17 protein-coding genes are annotated in these 21,799 nt (G+C 72.5%); 8 read left to right on the top strand and 9 right to left on the bottom strand.

Translation table 11 applies throughout. The features are described from left to right. Window positions 1-44 precede the first annotated feature (44 nt). A complete protein-coding gene (locus tag WMF20_RS01965; protein ID WP_437610203.1) occupies window positions 45-1,802 on the bottom strand; it encodes a sigma 54-interacting transcriptional regulator in 1,758 nt (585 codons plus the stop codon). Between the two features lie 335 nt (window positions 1,803-2,137). On the opposite strand from WMF20_RS01965, the gene WMF20_RS01960 reads away from it, so the two are divergent. Further along, complete coding sequence (locus tag WMF20_RS01960; RefSeq protein ID WP_437610201.1) at window positions 2,138-2,968, top strand: hypothetical protein; 831 nt, start codon at window positions 2,138-2,140, stop codon at window positions 2,966-2,968. A 50-nt stretch (window positions 2,969-3,018) separates the two neighbouring features. Here the strand turns inward: WMF20_RS01960 and WMF20_RS01955 are convergent, their stop codons facing one another. The 6 genes from WMF20_RS01955 to WMF20_RS01930 all read right to left on the bottom strand — a co-directional run bounded on the left by WMF20_RS01955 (window position 3,019) and on the right by WMF20_RS01930 (window position 9,711). Further along, the gene (locus tag WMF20_RS01955) at window positions 3,019-3,852 is read right to left on the bottom strand and encodes a hypothetical protein (RefSeq protein ID WP_437610199.1); all 834 of its coding nucleotides are present in this window, start codon (window positions 3,850-3,852) and stop codon (window positions 3,019-3,021) included. A 1-nt stretch (window position 3,853) separates the two neighbouring features. Continuing rightward, window positions 3,854-4,312, bottom strand: coding sequence for an ABA4-like family protein (locus WMF20_RS01950; RefSeq protein WP_437610197.1), 459 nt, complete (start codon window positions 4,310-4,312; stop codon window positions 3,854-3,856). Window positions 4,313-4,388: 76 nt separating this feature from the next. Then, window positions 4,389-5,060, bottom strand: a complete 672-nt coding sequence (locus WMF20_RS01945; RefSeq protein WP_437610195.1) for a TetR/AcrR family transcriptional regulator — start codon at window positions 5,058-5,060, stop codon at window positions 4,389-4,391. A gap of 240 nt (window positions 5,061-5,300) precedes the next feature. After that, on the bottom strand, window positions 5,301-6,497 hold the full coding sequence (locus WMF20_RS01940; protein ID WP_437610193.1) for an acyl-CoA dehydrogenase family protein: 1,197 nt from the start codon (window positions 6,495-6,497) through the stop codon (window positions 5,301-5,303). Between the two features lie 21 nt (window positions 6,498-6,518). Next, entirely contained in the window at window positions 6,519-8,033 is a 1,515-nt protein-coding gene (locus WMF20_RS01935) for a type I 3-dehydroquinate dehydratase (protein WP_437610191.1), read from the bottom strand. A 454-nt stretch (window positions 8,034-8,487) separates the two neighbouring features. Beyond that, window positions 8,488-9,711, bottom strand: coding sequence for an alkaline phosphatase family protein (locus tag WMF20_RS01930; RefSeq protein WP_437610189.1), 1,224 nt, complete (start codon window positions 9,709-9,711; stop codon window positions 8,488-8,490). A gap of 413 nt (window positions 9,712-10,124) precedes the next feature. On the opposite strand from WMF20_RS01930, the gene cobM reads away from it, so the two are divergent. Genes cobM through WMF20_RS01900 form a run of 6 tightly spaced genes read left to right on the top strand, consistent with a single transcriptional unit; the run spans window position 10,125 to window position 16,041 of the window. Further along, window positions 10,125-10,916, top strand: a complete 792-nt coding sequence (cobM, locus tag WMF20_RS01925) for a precorrin-4 C(11)-methyltransferase (protein WP_129572754.1) — start codon at window positions 10,125-10,127, stop codon at window positions 10,914-10,916. Then, window positions 10,913-11,473, top strand: coding sequence for a cob(I)yrinic acid a,c-diamide adenosyltransferase (gene cobO / locus WMF20_RS01920; protein WP_437610187.1), 561 nt, complete (start codon window positions 10,913-10,915; stop codon window positions 11,471-11,473). The genes cobM and cobO overlap by 4 nt, the downstream gene beginning before the upstream one ends. Continuing rightward, entirely contained in the window at window positions 11,473-12,948 is a 1,476-nt protein-coding gene (locus tag WMF20_RS01915; protein WP_437610185.1) for a cobyrinate a,c-diamide synthase, read from the top strand. The genes cobO and WMF20_RS01915 overlap by 1 nt, the downstream gene beginning before the upstream one ends. Then, window positions 12,945-13,532 carry a bifunctional adenosylcobinamide kinase/adenosylcobinamide-phosphate guanylyltransferase gene (gene cobU / locus WMF20_RS01910; protein ID WP_437610183.1) on the top strand — a complete coding sequence of 196 codons (588 nt, stop codon included), beginning with the start codon at window positions 12,945-12,947 and terminating at the stop codon, window positions 13,530-13,532. Before WMF20_RS01915 ends, cobU begins: the two co-directional genes overlap by 4 nt. Beyond that, the gene (cbiB, locus tag WMF20_RS01905; RefSeq protein WP_437610181.1) at window positions 13,529-14,467 is read left to right on the top strand and encodes an adenosylcobinamide-phosphate synthase CbiB; all 939 of its coding nucleotides are present in this window, start codon (window positions 13,529-13,531) and stop codon (window positions 14,465-14,467) included. Before cobU ends, cbiB begins: the two co-directional genes overlap by 4 nt. Then, a complete protein-coding gene (locus tag WMF20_RS01900; protein WP_437610179.1) occupies window positions 14,464-16,041 on the top strand; it encodes a cobyric acid synthase in 1,578 nt (525 codons plus the stop codon). Before cbiB ends, WMF20_RS01900 begins: the two co-directional genes overlap by 4 nt. Before the next feature lie 179 nt (window positions 16,042-16,220). Here WMF20_RS01900 and WMF20_RS01895 read toward each other — a convergent pair whose 3' ends face one another. Then, window positions 16,221-19,529 carry a cadherin-like beta sandwich domain-containing protein gene (locus WMF20_RS01895; RefSeq protein WP_437610177.1) on the bottom strand — a complete coding sequence of 1,103 codons (3,309 nt, stop codon included), beginning with the start codon at window positions 19,527-19,529 and terminating at the stop codon, window positions 16,221-16,223. Between the two features lie 553 nt (window positions 19,530-20,082). Between WMF20_RS01895 and WMF20_RS01890 the strand changes: the two genes are divergently transcribed. Further along, window positions 20,083-21,027: a hypothetical protein gene (locus tag WMF20_RS01890; RefSeq protein WP_437610175.1), complete on the top strand. Its 945-nt coding sequence runs from the start codon at window positions 20,083-20,085 to the stop codon at window positions 21,025-21,027. 43 nt (window positions 21,028-21,070) lie between these two features. Here the strand turns inward: WMF20_RS01890 and WMF20_RS01885 are convergent, their stop codons facing one another. Continuing rightward, a complete protein-coding gene (locus tag WMF20_RS01885) occupies window positions 21,071-21,736 on the bottom strand; it encodes a hypothetical protein (RefSeq protein ID WP_437610173.1) in 666 nt (221 codons plus the stop codon). Between the last annotated feature and the right edge of the window lie 63 nt (window positions 21,737-21,799).

Here is a 21,799-nt window from a genome sequence, read left to right as displayed (position 1 = left end):
CTCCTGGTGGCCGGAGGCGCTCGGAGCGCGCCGGCACCTCTCCGTCAGGGCTCCCTGTCGGCGTCGAGCACCGCCAGGAGATCCGGATCGACCTCGCCCCCGAGCAGGTCGAGGACCTCGCGCACCCGCGAGAGCTCGCGGCGCAGCGCCCGGTGGTGGTTGCGGTTCTTGAGCAGCGGCTCCTGGCCGAGCAGCGTGAAGGCGTCGTCGCGGTTGCCCGTCCGCTGCACCGCCGCGCCCAGGACCATGCCCCGGAAGGCGTCGGTCAGCTCGAGCGGGAGCGGGGCGCCGCCGCCCCGGCGTCGCTCGGCCTCGCTCACGAAGCTGAGCGCCGCCCGCCAGAGCAGCTTGACCAGCGCGCTCGGCTCGGCGTCGCCGTCGAAGGTGAGCGCGCGCTCGACGTGGCGCCGCTGGATCACGAGATCGCCCCCCAGGCCGCTCTGCCCCGCGAGCTGGAGCGCGTAGGCGCGCCGGACGATGTTGTCGAGCTGCCGCAGGTTGCCCGGCCACGGCGCGGACACGAGCAGCTTCATGGCCTCGGGCTCGAAGCGCGCCGCGCCCTTGCCGTCGGCCTCCCGATGGCGCCGGTTCAGCATGTAATCGGCCCAGCGCGGGAGCTCGTCGAGCCGCTCGGCGAGCGGGAGCAGCCGCACCGGCAGGACGTTGATGCGGTAGTACAGGTCCTCGCGGAAGCGGCCGGCGCGCACGGCGGCGCGCAGATCGGCGTTGGTGCCGACGAGGAGGCGCGCGTCGGCGCGGCGCTCCCCCGCCCCGTCGTCGCCCAGCATCCGGTAGGCGCGCTCCTCGATGAAGCGCAGGAGGCCCGCCTGGGCCTTGAGCGAGAGCTTGTCGATCTCGTCGAGGAAGAGCGTGCCCTTCGCGGCGCGGGCGACCGCGCCCGGGTTGTCCTTGACCGCGCCGGTGAAGGCGCCCCGCCTCCAGCCGAACAGCTCGGCCATCTGCAGGTCCTCGGGCACGCCGAGGAGGTCCAGCGACTCGAAGGGCTGGCCCCGTCGCTGCGAGTGCTCGTGGCACCAGCGCGCGAGCCTGGATTTGCCGGCGCCGGTCGGGCCGGTGATGAGAATGGTGTCGTCCCGTGGGGCGAAGGCGCGGAGCAGCTCGACGAGGTGCGCGGTGCTCTGACCGACGACCGGCAGGAACTCGTCCGGGCTCGCCGGCTCGTCCGAGCGGAGCGGCAGCGCGCGGGCGGCGATGAACGCCCCGGCGATGCTGGCGAGGATCTCCAGCCCCTCGTAGCACTCCGCCCAGGGGAGCTCCCGTCCGACGGTCCCTTTGCAGCTCGCTTCGAGGGTGATCATGCCGTCGACGCTGCCGCCGGGCGCGCGCAGCGGGACGACGTGCACGTGGGTCGCGTCGCGATCGAGCATGCGCTGGCGCGTGGCGTCGCCGGGCACGCCGGCCGCCTCCGACGGGTCGCGGAGCTCGATCGCCCCGTCCCGCATCCAGGAGCGGACCGAGGCGCGCTGGACGTCGATCGAGACCGAACAGCGGTGCTGCTCGATCCAGCTCCAGACGCTGCCGGAGGTGAGGTAGCCGGTGCCCTCGATGCGCGCGCCGCTCACGCGGTCGATGCCGAAGAGGCGCTGGTAGCTGCCCTCGGGGCGGAGGTGGACGACGCCGCGCAGGATCCGGGCGCGGCCGGCGAGCGGGCCGTCGGCGAGCGCCTCCTCGACGCAGGCGAACATGGCCTGGAGGACCGCCGTGGCCGCTTCGTCGAAGTACGTGGCCGACACGAGGCGGGGGACGAGCGAGATGAAGATCTCGTCACGGGATACGGTCACGGTGGGCAGCAGGTAAGCAGGATAACGGGGGCGGGTCCAGTGGAACGACCAGGCTGGCGTCCCCCGCGGACGCGGCGCGTCCGGGCGGGACGCGAGCCCCCTCCCGGCTCGGAGGCCAGGGGAGCGCCACCTGGCAGCTCGCGCGCGATAACTTGCTGCGCTGCCTGTAGGTCGAGCTGCGTCGTGGACCAGGAGAGACGCCTCCGAACGCCCACAGGAGCCGTGCCATCATGTTCTCACGCCGCTCCGCGCGGAGGACGCGTGTGGCAGCGGGGCGCCGCCGGCGGTCCAGCGCGCCGGTGGACCGAGCCCGCGCGGCGGTGGTAGGAGAAGCCATGGCCAAGAGGCGCGCAGCATGGATGTGGGCGGCGTGGACGCTCACAGCCGGCGGGTGCACCGCCCTCGTGGGGCTGGATGAGCGCTACCACCTGGTGGAAGGGGCGGGCGGCGCGGCCGGCGCGACGGGCGGCGGGTCGTCCGCCTCGGCCACGGACGGCGCGGGGGCCGGCGGGGACGATGTCGCCGTCCCCACCGACCTCGATCTGATCGACGACATGGAAGACGGCGACGGCACCATCACGGAGACGGGTGGCAGGCTCGGCCACTGGTACAGCTACAATGATGGGACAGGCACGCAATCTCCCCCGGTCTACACCGAGGAGGTGCCCGTCGGGTTCGTCCCCGAGGCGCTCATGCCGCCGCGCGGCGAGAGCACGATGGCGATGCACACGTTCGGGTCCGGCTTCACGGAGTGGGGCGCCGGGGTCGGCTTCGCGCTGAACGGCGAGGACATGCAGGTGTTCCCCTACGACGCGTCCGCGTACGCCGGTATCGCCTTCTGGGCCAAGCTCGGCGACCCGGACGCGGAGGCGACCATGAAGGTCAGCGTCTCGGACAGGGTCTCGGAGCCCGCGGGCGGGATCTGCGATGAAGCGGCGGGCTCGGGCGAGCCCAACCGGTGCTTCGATCACTGGTTCTACACCGCTCACCTCGGCACGGAGTGGGCCCAGGTCGTCATCCCCTTCGAGGAGCTCACGCGCGAAGGCTGGGGCGCCGAGCCCGACGCCCAGGCCGTCGACGTCGCGGGGCTCTACGTGATCGAGTTCCGGTTCGCGCAGGACGAGGATTTCGACGTCTACGTCGACGACGTCAGCTTCTACAGGTGATCGCCTGAGTCGGCGCCTCGACGCGTGGGACCGCCGTTCTCCTCGGCGCGCTACATGCGAATCAGCGGCTGCCCCGCGAGCGCCATGAGGAAGAGCCCCAGCGCGACGGCGCCGTAGACGACGCCGAACGCGATGACCCATCGCACCGCCCGCCGCGTGCGCGACGCCGACCCCGACGCCCGCGCCGACAGCCAGGCTCCGAACAGCGGGACGGCTTGCAGCCCGTGCATCCCGAAGAAGTGCGCCGTGCGCAGGTCGCCGCCTCGCGTGCTCCAGTCGACGAGGGGGAGCCCGGGCCCGCCGTCCGCGACGCCGACGCTGTGCGCGTTATGCTCCGACATGAAGCCGCCTTCCGCGCACGCCAGCAGAAACAGGAGGAAACCCAGCCGGATGCCCCAGAGATAGGGCGCGGGCAGCGGAGGCCGCGTCGTCCAGAACCTGGACGCGAGGTACCCCGCGAGCCCCGTGTTCACCAGGATGGCGATGCCCATGAGCGCGAACACCGCACCGTCGAACAGCGACGATTGATTGAAGTGCGACGCCACGCCCCGCCCCGCCTGCATGGCGATCGCGACCATCTCGAAGCTCACCGTCGCCACCGTGCCCCAGACGACGGCACGCCGGCCTCTCGGCGGGAGCGCGACATCGCCGACGAGCCAGTTGATCGTCAGCAGGTAGATGGCGATCGAGGCGGCGAATTTCGCCGGTTTGATCCACGGGTTCACCCCCATCACGAGGCGCGCGTCGAGCGGGGCGACGCCGAGCAGCAGGACGAGCAGCGCGACGTGGACGGCGGCCGCCGTGAACAGGACCGGGCTTCGCCGGAGGAGCTCCTCGATCGAGCGAGGGAGCTCACGCGAGGCGTGCAGCGATCGCGCGCTCATCTCAGGCCTCCTCGGCGCGGCGGCTCGCCGAGATCGCGCCGTGCGCCGAGCGCTCGGCCACGGCGCGGACGGCGAGGTAGAGCGCGAACCCCATCGGGCCGAGCATGAGCGTCAGGTAGAGCACGGGGGCCATGAGCCAGGGCGAGATCTCGCGATCGCGGCTGTCGAGGTACACCCATCGTCCCACGAAGAGATCGAAGGCGAGGAAGTGGACCCAGCCGATGGTGGCGCCGGCCGGCGTGCCGAGCAGCGAGGCGACCGTCGCGAGGCTCGGCCGGTTGACGATCGGCAGCACCTCGCCGATGGCCGGGAGGACGAGCGCCGTGTAGAGCAGCGCCGGCGCGACGATCACGAGCGGCGACTCCATGATCCTCCGCGTCCAGCGAGAGCGGGGCAGAAAGATCATCAATGCCCAGAACGGTAGTACGAGGAAGCCACTCAGACCAAAGACTCGATCCATCACATCCTCCATCGGCAGAACGTAACGATGAAATCATCCGTAACAGTGTTAACTTTGTGAGAAAAAAAGAGAGCGGTCAGGGGCGCAGGCCTCGAATCATCATCTTCATGGCGATCCCCATGGTCCGATCGACGTCATCGGGGCGGAAGCGGCCGCCGTTGGCCAGGCCGAGGGAGGTGATCCCGTGGACCAGGGCCCAGACCACCTGGCTGTGGACCTCCACGTCGCCGCGCTGCATCAGGCCGGCATCCATCGCGGACGCGACCGCTTTTTGCAGCACATCGAACGACCCGACCATCGGCTGCCGCTGCTCCTTCCGCCGGTCGAAGACGAAGTCGAACCGCTGCATGAACATCAGCCGGTAGTGCACCGGGTTCTGCATGCCGAACCGAACGTACGCGGCGCCGAGCGCCTCGAGCCGCTCGAGCGGATCCGCCGTGCTCTCGGCCGCCGCGACGAGCGCCCGCTGGAACTCGGTGAAGCCCTCGTGGACGATGGCGAACAGGAGATCGTCCTTGTCCTCGTAATAGCGGTAGATCGTCGTCGCCGAGTAGCCGATGCGCTCGGCCACCTGGCGCATCGAGAACGCCTCGTACCCCTGCTCCAGAAACAGCTCGCCCGCCGCCGCCAGGATCGCGCCCCGCAGGTTCTCTCTCTGCTGCTCGCGACGCTGCAGGCTCGACGCCTGCAGGCGCTCCGCCTGGGTCGTGCCGCCGGCCTTCGTGGTCTTCATGCGCGTGCTCGCCATGTCCGCGTCGTCGGGTCGCCGGGCGGCGCCGTGGATCCCGTCGCCGTCCGTCGTCGGTCGTCCATTCGTAACAGTGTTACTTCGTATAACATCGTAACCATCCGCCGTCCAGGATTTTCTCGTGGCCGCGCGCCGCAGGCGCGCCGCCCCCTCGGAAGAGACCGGGCGACGCCGGCGCGACCGGAGGCTCCACGATGCACCCTGGCCCTCCGTGCTTCACGGCGCTCGTCGGCATGGCCCTCATGGTTTGTAGAACGAGGGGTCAAACGCCTGCCCGAGCAGCGATTTGCCGATCGTCGAAAGGATATGATCGTCGTTGTCGTGCCGCAGGTAGAACGTGAGATCGCGGAGGATGCGCTCGACGGGGCTCGGGCGGATCAGCGAGCGAGCGCCGCAGGCGCGGATGGCGTGGTCCACCGTCTCCGCCGCGAGGTGCTCGATGACGTGCCGCGCACGAACCCCTGCGAGCTGCGCCTCGGCGTGGCGCGCCTCATCCCAGAGCGAGGCGACGTGGCGGAGCCAGAGCTGCGCGGAGTCGAGGTTCACCGCCATGCGCGCGACGCGCTGCTGCACATAGGGATCGCCCTCCTTGCCTTGCGACGCGATGCACTCCATCGCGTAGTCATAGGCCGCCTCCGCCGCGCCGAGGAAGCTCGACGCGTAATGGGGCGTGAACGCCGTCTGCCACCCCTCGCGGAGATACTGCCCCGGCGCCCCGATCAGGTTCTCCTCCGGGATGAACGTGCGGTCGAACTTGACGAGGTGGCTCACGGTCGCCCGCATGCCAACAGGATCCCACCACGAGCCGTCGAAGGTGACCGAGCGATCGCTGAGCTCGCACGCGAGCAGGAGCAGCGTCTCCGGCGAGCCCTGCGCGTGCCTCGCGCCGCCGGGCCCAGCGCTGTTCACGAGCAGGATCGCCCACTCGACCCCGCCCGCGCTCGTCGAGAAGACCTTGGAGCCGTCGACGACCCACCCGCCCGGGGCGCGCTCGACGCGGGTGCCGAACCGCGCCTTCTCTCCGGGGGCCGGAGATTGCGGCTCGCCGCTCCACGCGACCCATTTCTCGCCTCGGCGCACGACCCCCTCGAACCACCGATCCTTCTGGGCGAGGTTCGCCATCGCGTCGAGCAGCACCATCGAGTTCGCGTGGCCCTCCCAGCAGCGCGCGAGCGACAGATCGGCCTTCGCGAGCTCCTTGGTAATCATCCACAGGGTGAGCGCGTCGCCGCCGCGCGGCCCGAGCCCGAGCCCACCGTGCCCCGCCGGCACGGCCGCCGCGAGCAGGCCTTCGCGGAACAGATCCTCGAAATCCTCCGCCGGGAAGGCCGCCGCGCGGTCATAGCGCGCCGCGCGCGGAGCGAAGCGCGCGCTGGCGAGGGTGTGGACGCGATCGACGATCGCCTGCCTCTCCGGGGAGAGCTTGAAAATCGACATCTCACCTCTCCTCTCTCCTCCTCACGCGATCAGCCTCCGTCGCTCAGCTGGCCTGTCCGCACGCTCGTTGCCATGGCCGTCGAGCAGCTCGCGCGCCGCCCCGGCCGCCATGGGCCGCCCGGTCATCAGGTGGAACTGGCGGCGGGCCTCGACGAGGAGCACCTCCCGGCCATCGATCGCCGTATGACCGAGCGCCTCTGCAGCGTGAACGAGCGGCGTCGGCGCGGCTCGATACACCAGATCGATGACGAGCGCCCCCCTCGCGAGCCCTCGAACATCGAAGGGGAACTCGCCTCCGTGGCCCGCGCACGGCGTCGCATTGACCACGATGGCGTAGTCGCCCACCGCGAAGTCAGCGAGCGGCACGAAGGGCAGGCCCAGGAGGGACGACGCGAAGCGGCCACGCTCGAGGCCCCGGTTCACGAGCGTCACCTCCGCGCCGGCCCGATCGAAGGCCGCCGCCGCCGCGCGCCCCGCACCCCCGCAGCCGACGACGGCCACCCTGCGCCGCGCCACGTCGACCCTCCGCGCGCGCAGCGGCGAGAGGACGCCCTCTGGATCGGTCGTCGTCGCGAGCCAGGATCGACCTCGCTGGACGAGGATGTTCGCCGCCCCCGCGCGCCGAGCGATGGGGCTCGCCACGGCCGCAGCCGCGAGCGCCGCCTCCTTGTGCGGAGAGATGACCGTGAGCCCCTTCAAAGGCATCCCCAGCGCGGCCAGGCCAGCCCGGACCTTGGCCGACCAGAGATCTTCGAAGCGCTCCGCCGAGAAGGGCAGGTACAACGCCGGCACGCTGGCCGCGCGGTACGCGGCGTTGTGGAGCCTCGGGGACAGCGAGCGCGAGACGGTCGAGCCCACGACGCCGAACAGCTCGCGCACCGGCCCGAGCTCTGGCAGCCCGTAGTCGGCGACGAGCTGCGCCGCGCTGATCTCCCCAGCGCCCGGCTCCCGGAGCTCGACCGCGCCGAACGCGACAGGCGCGCCGAGGCGGGGGGCGAGGATGCTCGTCCACGCGCCCGCCTGGCCTGCGGCGAACGCCGTCAAGTCGCGCCGCCCGAGCGCCGCGAGGACCTCCAGCGCCGCGAGCGCCTCGGCCGTTCGCGTCACGGTCGGCACCATCCGATAGAGCCACGCCGCCGCGCGATCCAGCGCGCCGAGCTGACCGCGGTAGTCCCAGGGGCCCGCCGCGGCTCCGTGCCACGAGATCACGCGCCGCTCCGCCGGGATGCGCTCGAGGACGCGGGGCACCAGGTCCCGCTCCGCCTCGAGATCGACACGATCGTACTGCTCCGCCGCTGCGATCAGCCGCTCATGGCGGGCCGCGCGCTCGCCGTCGAACGAGCCCCCCTCGCGGCGGCTCCGGAGGCTGTAGATGAGCTTTCCGGTGAAATGGCGGCGGAGGACGCCCGGATCGACGCCGCCCACCTGATCCGCGCGCACCTCCACGAAGCTCACCGCCTCCGGCAGCGCCGTGAGCTCCTCGCCGGAGAGCGAGGGTGGCCTCGTCAGCGTGGCGATCAGGGCGACTTCAGGCACGCCGGAGCTCCACGACACCTTTTCACTTTGATTCGGCCCCTCCGCTTCACCCCGTTTCAGTTCACTCCCGCCCCATCCGCTTGCTCCCCAGGCACCTGACTCTCCCTCTCCATCGCTCTCCAGCGATCGCACGACGCCGCCGCGCCTCGGTCCGAGGTGGTCCGAGGCGGTCCAAGGCGGTCCAAGGTGAATGCACGCCGTGTGCCAGGGCGCGTCAAATCCCATTGTGGCGAAGGTGCTCGCAAGCTTGCGCAGGTGGAGCGCGGGGGCTGCGCACGAGGACGTCGCGTCGCCGTGCCGGTGACCGAAGTGTACGCCGTCGGTCCTCGCGGGCGAGCTCCTCGATAGCTCCCTCGGCCAAAGCGACCTGGCGATCAGTCCGCTGTCATTCCGGAGGAGGCTATCATTCCGGAGGAGAAGGTCTCGTGGTTGCGCGTGCCCGGCTGCGGCGGGCTCAATGGTTCTCGACCGGCACGCCGGCCTTGAGCGCGGCTGCCTTCAGCGCCATCATTTCCTGCTGGGCGTCGGTGAGCTCCATGGAGTGGAAGCCGGACGAAGCCGTCGGGCCAATGTGGATCGGGGCGATCGCGGTCTCCACGACAGGGATGCCGTCGAGCCGGCGCTCGTCGGCGCGGGGCCTGGGCTCTCTGAGCACGGAGAGCAGGCTCGGAGACGCGGAGACCCGGGGGCTCAGCTCGCTCACACGGTCGGGCGCGAACAGATCGAGCGCGGTGCGCGCGATGCACGTGTGATCGAGTGTACCGTGGAAAGGCACGCCGCGCGGAACCCAGGGCGAGACGACCAGGGCCGGCACGCGAACGCCGAGCGTATCGAACGGCCCCGCTTCATTGGCCGGCGGCGGGCGCACGTGGTCGTAGAACCCGCCATGCTCGTCGTAGGTCACCACCAGCACCGTGTGCGGCCAGGCCGGGCTCGCGATCAGGTGATTGTAGATGCGCGCGACGAGGTTCTGGCCGCGCGCCACGTCCGCGGGGGGATGGTCGTCGTTCGCCCAGTTCAGCAGCGCGTCCACGCCGACCAGCGTGAAATTCGGGTCGATCCACGAGACGCTGGGCAGCGTGCCTTGAAGGCAGGCCCTGTAAAACGAGGATACCTTCGCGATCGGCAGCCCGATGTGGCCCTTGTATTTCTCGACGGCGCGCAAGAACGCGACGTCGTGCGAGTAGTAGCGCCACGAGTCGGCGGGCAATAGGTCGAAGAACGTCGGACGGTCGATCCACTTCCCGTTGCCCGTGAGCCCCGCGCTGGTCCCGCACAGCGCGAAGAACCGGTTCGGCCACGTCGGGCCCGCGAACGAGGCGAACCACCGGTCACAAACGACGTACTGCCGCGCGAGGCTGTCGTACGTCAGCAGATCGCGCTGGTCGTACCAGCCCATGATCTCGGCGACGTGGCTGCTCGCGCTGTAGCCTTTGACGAAACCGTCCATCACGCCGCCGTTGATCTGCCTCACGACGTCCTCTCGGTGATGGTGCGGGAGGATCCGGACTCTCGTGCTCTCGAGATGATATCCCTTGATTGGCGTGCCATGCTCGTCCGAGTTCGTCGCGCCGTTCACTCCATCGACGTCCATGCCCGTGCCGCGCAGATAGCCCAGCATGTGATCGAAAGATCGGTTCTCGAGCATCACGATGACCAGATGACGAATGTCTGCCATGCTCCACTGCTCGCTTTCCCATGCGGCGCCGAGCTCCGTCGGCCGACACGGCCGCGCTGGATCAGGTTCACGATGCTCGATTTGTCTATCAAAAGCTGCCAGTCACCGCCACGCGAAACGAGCTCCGTTCCCTGGCGCGACCGGGCTTAGCTATCGGATGATCCACGGGTTCACCCCCAGCGCGATGCGCGCGTCGAGCCGGGGCGAGGTACACCCACCGGCCGCTCCGCCGCCGAGCGCGCGGGGACGCCCGCGCGCCACAGGCGCATTGCGCCCACGGAACAGATCGGGCGACGCCGGCGCAGCCGGAGGCTGCACGATGCACCCTGGCGTTCGCCTCGCGATCGCTCTAGCTTGGCGCGCCCGCAGTCCCTGGCCGGATCGCCGGCGCACGAAACGAGGAGAGAACCCCCATGCGCGTCTACATCATCGGCGCGGGCCCGGGCGATCCCGGGCTCATCACGGTCCGCGGCGCCGAGCTCGTCGCCCGCTGCCCGGTCGTCATGTACACGGGCTCCCTCGTCCCGCGGGAGGTCGTGGCGTCCGCGCGGCCGGACGCCCGGGTCATCGACTCGTCCGGCATGACCCTCGACCAGATCGTGGAGGTCTTCGTCGAGGCCAGGGACGCGGGGCACGACGTGGCGCGCGTGCACACGGGCGATCCGGTCCTGTTCGGGTCGACGGCCGAGCAGATGCGCCGGCTGGAGGCGCTCGGGATCCCCTACGAGATCGTCCCCGGCGTCTCGTCGTTCACCGCCGCCGCCGCGGCGCTCGGGCGCGAGCTCACGCTGCCCGAGCTCTCGCAGACCGTGATCCTGACGCGCGCCGAGGGGCGCACGCCGGTGCCGCCCGCCGAGCGGCTCGAGGAGCTCGCGCGCCACCAGGCGACGCTCTGCCTGTTCCTCAGCATCACCCTGCTCAAGGACGTGACCGCGGCGCTCATCCCGTCCTACGGCGCCGACTGCCCGGTCGCCGTCGTGCACAAGGCGAGCTGCCCCGATCAGAAGATCGTGACGGGCACGCTCGCCGACATCCGGGAGAAGGTGCGGGCCGAGGGGATCAAGAGCCAGTCGATGATCCTCGTGGGCCGGGTGCTCACGTCCACCGATTTCGCCGACTCGCGGCTCTACGATCCGGAGTTCAGCCACCGCTTCCGCAAGGCCGAGAAGGCGCGCGCGCCCCGCTCGGCGGAGGAGGGCTCGTGAGCGCGGAGCAAGGGGCCGGGGCCGGCGCGGCGACGGCGGGGCGACGAGGGCTCGTCATCGTCTATACCGGCCACGGCAAGGGCAAGACGACGGCCGCGCTCGGGATGGTGTTCCGCGCGCTCGGCCGGGGCATGCGCGTCGCCGTGGTGCAGTTCATCAAGGGGAAGTGGAAGACGGGAGAGCGCCTGTTCGCCGAGACGCTCCCCGGGCTCACCTTCCTCGTGATGGGGCGCGGCTTCACCTGGGAGAGCGACGACCTCTCGCGCGACAAGGCGGCGGCGCGCGCGGCCTTCCAGGAGGCCGCGGCGCTCATCGGGGGCGGCGAGCAGGACATCGTGGTGCTCGACGAGATCACGTACGCGCTGCATTACGGCTTCATCGCCGAGGACGAGCTCCTCGAGGCGCTGCGCGCGAGGCCCCCGCACGTGCACGTCGTGATCACCGGCAGGAACGCCCCCGACGCGCTGGTCGCGCTCGCCGATCTGGTGACCGAGATGCGGCCGGTGAAGCACCCGTTCGAGCAGGGGATGAAGGCCCAGATCGGAGTCGATTTCTGATGTCCCCGGCCATCCCCCGGCTCGTCATCGCCGGCACGGCGAGCGGCGTCGGGAAGACGACCGCCACCGTGGCGATCGCGCGCGCGCTCCGCGCCCGCGGCCTCCGGGTCGCCCTGTTCAAGTGCGGCCCCGACTACCTCGATCCGACCTACCACGGCCGCGCGGTCGGCGGGACGTCGCACAACCTCGACGGCTGGATGATGGGCCGGGACGCGGTCCTGTCGACGTTCGCGGCGGAGGCCGCGGGCGCCGACGTGGCGCTGATCGAGGGGGTGATGGGGCTGTTCGACGGGGCGAGCCCGACCGGGGAGGAGGGCTCGACGGCCGAGGTCGCGAAGTGGCTCGAGGCGCCGGTCGCGCTCGTGGTCGACGCGTCCGGGATGGCCCGCAGCGTCGCGGCGCTGGTGCAGGGCTTCGCGGGCTTCGATCCGGCGCTCCGCGTCGCGGCGGTCGTGTGCAACCAGGTCGGCAGCCGGGGGCACCTCGACATCCTCCGACAGGCGCAGGCGCAGCGCTCGCCGCCGGTGATCGGCGGCCTGCCGCGGGACGAGGCGCAGCGCTTCCCGGAGCGCCACCTCGGCCTGCGGACGGCCGACGAGGCCGCGATCCCCGAGGAGCGCTTCGACCGCTGGGGCGCGCTGGCCGAGGCGTGGATCGGGCTCGACGCGCTGCTGGAGATCGCGCGCGGGGCGCCGGCCTTGCCCGCGGCCTCCGACGCGAAGGCGGCGCCGGCCGGCGCTGCCGCCGCCGCCGAGGCAGCGCCGCGCCGGGCGCGCATCGGCGTGGCGTTCGACGAGGCGTTCCACTTCTACTACGCGGACAACCTGCGCCGCCTGGAGGCGGCGGGGGCGGAGCTCGTGCGGTTCTCGCCGATCCGCGACGCGCGCTTGCCCGACGTCGACGCGCTCTACCTCGGCGGCGGCTACCCCGAGGCGCACGCGGAGCGCCTGACCGAGAACGCCGCCCTGCGCGCCGAGATCCGCGCGTTCGCCGGCCGCGGGGGCCCGATCTACGCCGAGTGCGGCGGGCTCATGTACCTGACCGAGGCGATCCGCACGCTGGACGGGCGCGCGCACCCCATGGTCGGGCTCGTGCCGGCCGAGGCCGTGATGTGCGAGAAGCTGCAGGCGCTCGGCTACGTCGAGGTCGAGACGCAGGCGCGCACGATCCTCGGCGGCGCGGGGCTGCGCTTCCGCGGGCACCAGTTCCGCTACTCGGAGCTCCGCCCCGCGGCGCCCGCGTCGCCGCCGCCCTCGCCGGCCGCGCAGGCGCCCTCGCCGGCCGCGCAGGCGCCCTTGCCGATCGAGCACGCCTACTCGGTGCGGCGCCGGCGCGGCGGCCAGGTCGCGCGCGAGGGCTACCTGGCGCAGAACGTCCTCGCCTCCTACGTGCACGCGCACTGGGCCTCGAACCCGCTCGTCCCGGAGGGGCTCGTGGCGAGCGCCGCCGCGCACCGGAAGGAGCGGGCGCGATGACCGGGCACGGCGCGGCGCCGCGGCGGGTCGCCCTCGTCGGCGGCGGCGTGCGCTCCGGCAAGAGCGCGTTCGCGCTGTCGCTCGGCCGCTCGCTCGGGGAGCGCCGCGCCTTCGTCGCGACCGCCGAGCCGTTCGACGACGAGATGCGCGCGCGCATCGACGCCCACGCCCGCGAGCGCGGCGACGCGTTCGTCACCGTCGAGGAGCCGGTCGCGCTCCCGGAGCGCATCGCCTCGCTCACCGGCGTCGACGTGATCGTCGTCGACTGCCTCACCCTGTGGCTGTCGAACCTGCTGCTCCGCGACGAGACCGAGGGGCGCGCGCCCGAGCGGATCGAGGCGCGCATCGAGGCGCTCGCGGCCGCCGTCGAGTCGGCGGCGCCCCACGTCGTCCTCGTCTCGAACGAGGTGGGCATGGGCGTGGTCCCCGAGAGCCGGCTCGGCCGGGTCTTCCGCGACCTCGCCGGCCGCGCGCACCAGCGGCTCGGCCGCTCGGCGACCGAGCTCTACGTGGCCGTGATGGGCGCGATCCTGCGCCTGCGCCCCGGGCCGGTCGCGCTCGTCGGCGGCGAGGACGGGCGATGACGGCCGCCGCCGCGCTGCTCCTCGCCGTCGCGCTCGACCTCGCCTGCGGCGAGCCGCCCGCCGCCGTCCACCCGGTCGTGTGGATGGGCTCCGCCATCCACGCGCTGAAGCGCCGCGCGCCGCGGGGCGGCCGCGCGGCCGAGCTCCTCTTCGGCGCGCTCATGGCCCTCGCCGTGCCCTGCGTCTTTGCGGCGCTGGGCGCCTTCGTCGCCGCGCAGATCGCCCCGCACCCGGTCCTCGGCGTCGCTTTGTCAGGGCTCCTTCTGAAGCCCACCTTCGCCCTCCGCGCGCTCCGCGACGCGGCCTTCGGCGTGCGCGACGCCCTCGCGGCCGGCGACGTCCCCGCGGCGCGCGGCGCCCTGCGCAGCCTCTGCAGCCGCGACCCGTCGGAGCTCGACGAGCCCGCGCTGGTCGCCGCGTCGGTCGAGTCGGTCGCGGAGAACGCGTCGGACAGCTTCGTCGCGCCGCTCTTCTATTTCGCCCTCTTCGGGCTGCCGGGCGCGCTCTTCTACCGCGCCGTGAACACCCTCGACGCGATGATCGGCTACCACGGCCGCTACGAGTACCTCGGCAAGGCGTCGGCGCGGCTCGACGACGCGCTCAACGTCGTGCCGGCGCGGCTCACCGCGCTCCTGCTCCTCGCGGCCGGCTGGCTCCGCGGCGCCGACGCGCGCCGCGGCCTCCTGGTGCTCCGGCGCGACGGCGGCCGCACCGAGAGCCCGAACGCCGGCCGGCCGATGGCGGCGATGGCGGGGCTGCTCCGGGTCGAGCTCGAGAAGCGCGGCCATTACCGGCTCGGCGACGCGATCGAGCCGCTCCGGCGGGAGCACATCGACGAGGCCTGCCGGATCGTGGCGCTCGCGGCGCTGCTCTTCGCCGGGCTCGCGGCGGCCGCGCTGGCGGCGACCTCCCTCGGACAGGAGCTTTGGCGATGACAGCGCTCACGGTGATGGTGCAGGGCACCGCGTCCTCGGTCGGCAAGAGCCTGCTCTGCACGGCGCTCTGCCGGATGTTCCAGCGGCGGGGGCTCCGGGTCGCGCCGTTCAAGTCGCAGAACATGGCGCTGAACTCGTTCGCGACGCTGGACGGCGGCGAGATCGGCCGGGCGCAGGCGGTGCAGGCCGAGGCGGCGCGCGTGCCGCCGACGGTCGACATGAACCCGGTGCTGCTCAAGCCGGAGGGCGACTCGCGCTCGCAGGTGGTCGTCCTCGGCAAGCCGATCGGGAGCCTGCACGCGCGCGACTATTTCGCGTACCGGGGGGAGCTCAAGGAGATCATCGCCGGGTCGCTCGGGCGGCTCCGGGAGGCGCACGACGTCGTGGTGATCGAGGGGGCGGGCAGCCCGGCGGAGATCAACCTGAAGGACCGCGACATCGTGAACATGCACGTCGCGCGCGTCGCCGACGCGCCGGTGCTCCTCGCGGGCGACATCGATCGCGGCGGGGTGTTCGCGGCGCTGGTCGGGACGATGGCGCTGCTCGAGCCCGACGAGCGGGCGCGCGTCGCGGCGTTCGTGATCAACAAGTTCCGCGGCGACCTCAAGCTGCTCGAGCCGGGGCTCGAGATGCTCACCGCGCGGACGGGCGTCCCGGTGCTCGGCGTCGTGCCGTATCTGAAGCAGCTGCGGATCGCGGACGAGGACTCGGTGTCGCTGGAGGGCCGGCGGCGGCGGGCGCCGGCGGGCCCGGGGCAGCTCGACATCGCGGTGGTCCGGCTGCCGCGGATATCGAATTACGACGACGTGGAGCCGCTGGAGCACGAGCGGGGCGTGGTGGTGCGGTTCATCGAGCGACCGGACGAGATCGGCGGGGCGGATCTCGTGGTGCTCCCCGGGACGAAGAGCACGATGGCCGATCTCGCGTGGCTGCGCGAGAGCGGCCTGGCCGAGGCGGTGGCGGCGCGGGCCCGGCGGGGCGGGTGGACGCTCGGGATCTGCGGCGGCTGCCAGATGCTCGGCGGGGCGATCGAGGATCCGGAGGGCGTCGAGTCGGCCGAGCCGGCGGCGCGGGGGCTGGGGCTGCTCGACGTGTGGACGCGGTTCGAGCGGACCAAGACGACGGCGCAGGTGCGGGCGCGGATCGCGGGGCGGTCGTTCCTCGGCGCGGGGGGCGCTGGAGAGGGCGGAGAGGGAGAGCGCGGAGAGGGAGAGAGCGCGGGGGCGGGAGAGCTGACCGGCTACGAGATCCACATGGGCCAGGTGGAGCGGGTGGGCGGCGCGCGCGCGGCGTTCGCGATCCGGTCGAGGAGCGGCCGGGCCGAGGCGGCGCTCGACGGGGCCGTGTCGGAGGACGGCGCGGTGGTGGGCACGATGATCCACGGGCTGTTCGAGAACGACGGGCTCCGGCGGTCGCTCCTCGCGGCCCTGCGCGCGCGGCGAGGGCTCCCCGCGCCCGCGGGGGAGGCGGCGATCCCGAGCCGGCACGAGGAGTACGACCGGCTCGCCACGGCGGTCGAGGCGAGCCTCGACCGGGGGCTGCTCGATCGGATCGTGGGGCTGGATCGGCGCTGAGCGGCGGTGGTGCGGAGCTCCGGTTCGCGGGGGAGGCGGAGGGCTGGAGCCGTCGAGCCTTGGAGATGAGAATTCAACGCAAAGGCGCAAAGGCGCAAAGGCGCAAAAAGGCAAAGATTTAGAGACTGAGAAGATGGGCTCTCGTTGAATCGCGAGAGCGCTTCCTTGGGCGATCGCCGCTACCAGCTGGCGGTGTAGCAGGCGCCGCTGCCGTCGGCCGCGTCGTTCGCCCCGTCGCCGTCGACGCCGGTGGCGCTGCTGTCCTCCGACGCCGCGGCGACGAGGAGCGTCGTGCCGGACAGGGCGAGGCGCGCCCCGAAGGCGTCCGACGCCCCGGTGTTCGACGCCTTGATGTACGCGTCCTGAGCCCACACGCCGCCGGAGCGCTCGAACAGGTACGCCGCCCCGCTCCCGGGAGCGCCGTTGTCCGACTCGAGCCAGCCCCACTCCGTCGAGCTGCTGTCCTCGCCGGGCGCGCCCACGGCGAGGAACTCGTTGTCGATCGAGACCGAGGCGCCGAACGCGTCGCCGCTCTCCGCGTTGGAGGCCTTGAGATAGGTATGCTGCGACCAGCTCGTCCCGCTGCGCGTGAACACGTAGACGGCCCCGCTCCCGGGCGCGCTGTCGTCGGCCTGCGCGCCGTTCGCGCCCGTCGCGGCGCTCGCCTCGCCGGTCGCGCCCACCGCGAGGGCGTGCCCGGAGATCGCGACGCTCGCGCCGAACGCGTCGCCCGCGCCGGTGTTCGACGCCTTCAGGTACGCCTGCTGGGTCCAGGTCGCCCCGGCGCGCGCGAACACGTAGACGGCGCCGCTCCCGGGAGCGCCGTTGTCCGCCTGCGCGCCGTTCACGCCCGTCGCGGCGCTCGCCTCGCCGATCGCGCCCACCGCGAGCGTGTCCCCGGAGATCGCGACGCTCGCGCCGAACATGTCGCCCGCGCCGGTGTTCGACGCCTTCAGGTACGCCTGCTGGGTCCAGGTCGCCCCGGCGCGCGTGAACACGTAGGCAGCCCCGGCCTGCGACGCCCCGTTCCCCTGCCCCCCGTTCACGCCGGTGGCGCTGCTGTCCTCGGTGGGCGCGCCCACGACCAGGGTGTCTCCCGCGAGCGCCACCGCGTAGCCGAACTGATCCTGCGCCTCCGTGTTGGAGGCCTTGAGATAAGCCTCCTGAGCCCACACCGCGCCGCTGCGTCGGAAGACGTACACGGCGCCAGCGTTCGCCGCACCGTTGTTCGCCTGATTGCCGTTCACGCCGGTGGCGTTGCTGTCCTCGCCCCGCGCGGAGACCGCCAGGGTGTCCCCGGACAGGGACAGGCTGTAACCGAAGTCGTCGTTCACGTCGGCGGCGCTCGGCTTCAGGTACGCCTGCTGGACCCAGGAGCCGCCGTCGCGCACGAACACGTACACGGCGCCGCAGTTCTTCGTGTTGTCGTTCTGGTCTCCATCGACCCCGGTCGCGGCGCTGTCCTCCCCGAGCGCGGACACGGCGAGCGTGTTCCCGTCGAGCGCGACCGCGAAGCCGAACTGATCTCCCGCGTCCGTGTTGGACGCCTTGAGGTACGCCGAGGCGACCCCGCCGCGAAGGACCACCACGCCGTAGGTCGTCACGTCCCCGCTCGGCGCGGTCACCTCGATGGTGATCGCCGTGCTCCCGCCCTCGATCAGCGGGATGGGCGGCGAGGCGCTCCCGGAGGCGACGGCGATGCCGTTGACCGCGATCGTGGCCCCCTCGGCCGACGCCGTCGGCGTCACCTCGATCGAGGCGATTTGATCCTCGACGGACACGACATAGAGCCGCGACCCCGGATCGAAGGCCGGGCTCAGCGCCCCACTGGAGACCGCGAGCCCGGAGAGGCTCGCGTCCGCGCTCGCGCAGGCCCCCGCGACGCACGCCTCGCCCGCGCTGCACGTCACGCCCGCGCGGGCCCCCGCGCAATCGCCGGCGGCGCCGCAGTAGGTCGCATCGGTCGAAGGGTCGACGCAGGCCCCGCCGCACGCGACGAGCGGCGGCGCGCACGAGGCCTCGCAGGCGCCGTGGGTGCAGATCTCGCCCGCGCCGCAGATCGCGCCCGCGTCGCTCCCGGCGCAATCGCCGCTCGCCCCGCAATGGTCGCGGTCCGTGGCCGGGTCGACGCACGTCCCGTCGCACGCCACGAGCCCGCTCTGACACGACAGCTCGCACCGCCCCGCGCCATTGCAGATCTCCCCGGCCGCGCACGCCACCCCCGCGTCGCTCCCGGTGCAATCGTCGCTCGCGCCGCAGTGGTCGCGGTCGGTGTCCGGGTCGATGCACCTCCCGTCGCACGCCACGAGCCCGCTCTGGCACGACAGCTCGCATCGCCCCGCGCCGTTGCAGATCTCCCCGGCCGCGCACGCCACCCCCGCGTCGCTCCCGCGGCAATCGCCGCTCGCCCCGCAGTGGTCGCGGTCCGTGTCCGGGTCGATGCACGTCCCGTCGCACGCCACGAGCCCGCTCTGGCACGACAGCTCGCACCGCCCCGCGCCACTACAGATCTCCCCGGCCCCGCACGCCACCCCCGCGTCGCTCCCGCGGCAATCGCCGCTCGCGCCGCAGTGGTCGCGGTCCGTGTCCGGGTCGATGCACGTCCCGTCGCACGCCACGAGCCCGCTCTGGCACGACAGCTCGCACCGCCCCGCGCCACTGCAGATCTCCCCGGCCCCGCACGCCACCCCCGCGTCGCTCCCGGTGCAGTCGCCGCTCGCCCCGCAGTGGTCGCGGTCCGTGTCCGGATCGATGCACCTCCCGTCGCACGCCACGAGCCCGCTCTGGCACGACAGCTCGCACCGCCCCGCGCCGTTGCAGATCTCCCCGTCGGCGCACGCCTCCCCCGCGTCGCTTCCGCGGCAATCGCCGCTCGCCCCGCAGTGGTCGCGGTCCGTGTCCGGGTCGATGCACGTCCCGCCGCACGCCACGAGCCCGCTCTGGCACGACAGCTCGCACCGCCCCGCGCCATTGCAGATCTCCCCGGCCGCGCACGCCTCCCCCGCGTCGCTTCCGCGGCAATCGCCGCTCGCCCCGCAGTGGTCGCGGTCCGTGTCCGGATCGATGCACCTCCCGTCGCACGCCAGAAGCCCGCTTTGACACGACAGCTCGCACCGCCCCGCGCCGCTGCAGATCTCCCCGTCGGCGCACGTCACCCCCGCGTCGCTCCCCGCGCAGTCTCCGCTCGCCCCGCAGTGGTCGCGGTCCGTGTCCGGGTCGATGCACGTCCCGTCGCACGCGACAAGCCCGCGCTGGCACGACACCGCGCACTCCCCCGCCCCGTCGCAGAGCTGCCCCTCCTCACAGGAGACGTCGCACGCCCCGCAGTGGGCCGCGTCGGTGGCGAGGTCGACGCACACATCGCCGCACAATGTCTGCCCCGTCCCGCACTGGGGTGCTCCGCCGCTGGTCTCCCCGGGGGAGTCGCTCGAGCAAGCTGCGAGGAAGAAGGCGAGACCGAGGAAGAAGAAGATCCGCACATGGGGCATGGTCAACCTCGATGGGGAGCCGCGGCTCCGCCGGTCGAACCAAGGTCGCAACGGACGATTTCGCTGGACGAGGACCCGTGATTCGACGTGATGCCTGGCCGGTGCGCTCCGACGCCGGATCGAACGCGGCATGAGGCGGCGCAGCGCCGCGCGCGCTCGGAGAGGGAGCGAGCGTCGAGACTAGACGATTCACGCCCGGCGAGGTCAACAGGAACGACGCGCCTCGTCCCGGCGCGACCTGCCGGCGCCCGCCGCCGCGTCGCGCGCGGCCTCCCCCTGGATTGCGCCCGACCACCCCGCGGGCGCGGCGTCGCGCCGTGGGCCGGCTCCCGCGCCGGGCGCATCCGGGGCGACCGACGGCGCACGCGGCCAAGCAGACGAACGCGGCGGACGGCATTCCGTCGGCGCGGCCGACGATCGCCACACGGGCCCTCCGCGCCCCGGCGCGGCAAAGCATCTCCCGGCGGCCCCGCGGGGCTCATCCGCCGACAGCATGGAATAAAATCGCGGCGGCCCCGATGCCGGGGAATCGGGGACGACACACCCTGTCGCCATGATTCGACTCGGCTATGTCTGTCAGTCGCTCGGAATGCCGGAGCCCTCGCTGAAGACCGCCCAGCTCGGGCGCTATCTGAAGGGCCTGGTCGATCTCACGCCGATCTACGGGTACAACGCCGAGTACGTCCGGCGGTCGATCGCGCACTCGGCCGGCCTCGGCCTGACGGCGCACCGCATCTCCAGCGACCTCTTCCCGCTGCTCGACATCGCGCCGGGGGCGCGCATGCTGGTGCCGGATCTGCGCTCCGTCCGCCGCGCAGCGGAGCGGGGCGGCGTGCACCTGTCGAATCATCCGAGCCAGTTCGTGGTGCTCTCCTCACCGCACGACGAGGTGCTGCTGAACTCGCTCGCCGTCATGAACGACCAGGGCTGGGTCATGGATCTGCTCGGCGCGCGGGGCTCGATCACCCTGCACGGCGGCGGCGTCCACGGCGATCGCGGGCGCACCGCGGCCCGGCTGCGGGCGGGCATCGCCCGGCTCACGCCGCCGGCGCTCGCGCGGCTCGCGCTCGAGAACGACGAGCGCTGCTGGACGGTGCCCGAGCTGCTCGAGGCCACCGGGGGCGAGGTGCCCATCGTGTTCGACAACCTGCACTGGGCCGCGAACCCGCGGAGCGCGCCCTTCGAGGTGGAGCTCGCGGGCGCCCTCCGCAGCTGGCCGGCCGATCGGGTGCCCGAGCTCCATTACAGCGAGCAGCGCAACGGCAAGCCGGCCGGGGCGCACGCCGAGAACATCACCGGGCGCGGGCTGCTCCGCTTCTGCGAGGAGGTCGCGGCGGCGTCGGGCGGCCGCGAGGTGGTGATCCTCGTGGAGGCGAAGCAAAAGGATCTCGCCCTGATCCGCGCCCTCGGGGAGCTGACCCCACGGCAGCGGGCGCGCGTCGAGGCGCTCGTCCCGGGGCTCTCCGTCGCGCGGCCGCAGCACGCGTGCTCCGCGTGATCTCACGACGCCGGCCTGGAGCGGCTCCCGCGCGCGCCGCGGCTCACTGCTTCGTGAGCCGCATGTAGCTCTTCGCCTTCCCCGGAGCGTCGCCTTCCTCCCCGGCCTGGAGGGCCATCGTGAGCGAGGATCCCTCCACGCAGAACGGCACCTCTTCCGGCGCCTCGCCATTGTCGGGCGTGACCGTCAAGCTGGTGCCGGAGACCGACCAGGTGCCCTCTCCCGTCGTGGTGGTCTCCTCGAGGACCAGGGTGCACGCGCAGCCCGCGCCCGCGGCTACACACGACGCCGAGGAGAAGGTGGCGACGCCTTGCGCCAGGAGCTCCTGCATGACCGCGTCGAGCTGCGCGCACGTGAGCGTGACGCCCTCCATGGTGAGGCACGACGGCGGGTACACGACCTTCATCGGCCCCTCCATCGTGGATGTCGTGACATAGGTGCTGTCGGGCTTGAACTCGGCCGTTCCGGCCATCTCGACGCCGCTGATGTCGATCTGCGCGTCGCAGCTCTCGGTGAGCTCCGCGAACATCGAGGGGTCGAGGCACGTCTCCTCGATGGCCCACGACCCGGTCGGGTCCCCGCCGCACGCCGCGAACGCTCCGCAGGCGGCGCCCCCGCCATCGCTGCCGCCGTCGTCGTCGCCGCACGCGGACAGCGAGAGCAGGGATGCCACGAGCAGGATTGAGCACGTAGGAAAACGGGATTTCATGAGTTCCTCCAGGAAGGGTCATCAAGAGAGCCCCAGGCCCCTCCGCGCGCGGCGCGGCGGCTG

Source organism: Sorangium sp. So ce834, from assembly GCF_051521425.1.
Lineage (GTDB): Bacteria > Myxococcota_A > Polyangia > Polyangiales > Polyangiaceae > Sorangium > Sorangium cellulosum_D.
The sequence above is the reverse complement of the archived record's forward strand: the minus strand, read 5'-3'. Positions and strand labels throughout refer to the sequence as shown.

Excerpts from the sequence above, each read along its gene's own strand:
- WMF20_RS01940 (WP_437610193.1), bottom strand. The coding sequence starts at position 6,497 with ATGTCGATTTTCAAGCTCTCCCCGGAGAGGCAGGCGATCGTCGATCGC.
- WMF20_RS01900 (WP_437610179.1), top strand. The coding sequence starts at position 14,464 with ATGACAGCGCTCACGGTGATGGTGCAGGGCACCGCGTCCTCGGTCGGC.
- cbiB (WP_437610181.1), top strand. The coding sequence starts at position 13,529 with ATGACGGCCGCCGCCGCGCTGCTCCTCGCCGTCGCGCTCGACCTCGCC.
- WMF20_RS01955 (WP_437610199.1), bottom strand. The coding sequence starts at position 3,852 with ATGAGCGCGCGATCGCTGCACGCCTCGCGTGAGCTCCCTCGCTCGATC.
- cobU (WP_437610183.1), top strand. The coding sequence starts at position 12,945 with ATGACCGGGCACGGCGCGGCGCCGCGGCGGGTCGCCCTCGTCGGCGGC.
- WMF20_RS01930 (WP_437610189.1), bottom strand. The coding sequence starts at position 9,711 with ATGGCAGACATTCGTCATCTGGTCATCGTGATGCTCGAGAACCGATCT.
- WMF20_RS01950 (WP_437610197.1), bottom strand. The coding sequence starts at position 4,312 with ATGGATCGAGTCTTTGGTCTGAGTGGCTTCCTCGTACTACCGTTCTGG.
- WMF20_RS01915 (WP_437610185.1), top strand. The coding sequence starts at position 11,473 with ATGTCCCCGGCCATCCCCCGGCTCGTCATCGCCGGCACGGCGAGCGGC.
- WMF20_RS01885 (WP_437610173.1), bottom strand. The coding sequence starts at position 21,736 with ATGAAATCCCGTTTTCCTACGTGCTCAATCCTGCTCGTGGCATCCCTG.
- WMF20_RS01895 (WP_437610177.1), bottom strand. The coding sequence starts at position 19,529 with ATGCCCCATGTGCGGATCTTCTTCTTCCTCGGTCTCGCCTTCTTCCTC.
- WMF20_RS01960 (WP_437610201.1), top strand. The coding sequence starts at position 2,138 with ATGGCCAAGAGGCGCGCAGCATGGATGTGGGCGGCGTGGACGCTCACA.
- cobM (WP_129572754.1), top strand. The coding sequence starts at position 10,125 with ATGCGCGTCTACATCATCGGCGCGGGCCCGGGCGATCCCGGGCTCATC.
- WMF20_RS01945 (WP_437610195.1), bottom strand. The coding sequence starts at position 5,060 with ATGGCGAGCACGCGCATGAAGACCACGAAGGCCGGCGGCACGACCCAG.
- WMF20_RS01890 (WP_437610175.1), top strand. The coding sequence starts at position 20,083 with ATGATTCGACTCGGCTATGTCTGTCAGTCGCTCGGAATGCCGGAGCCC.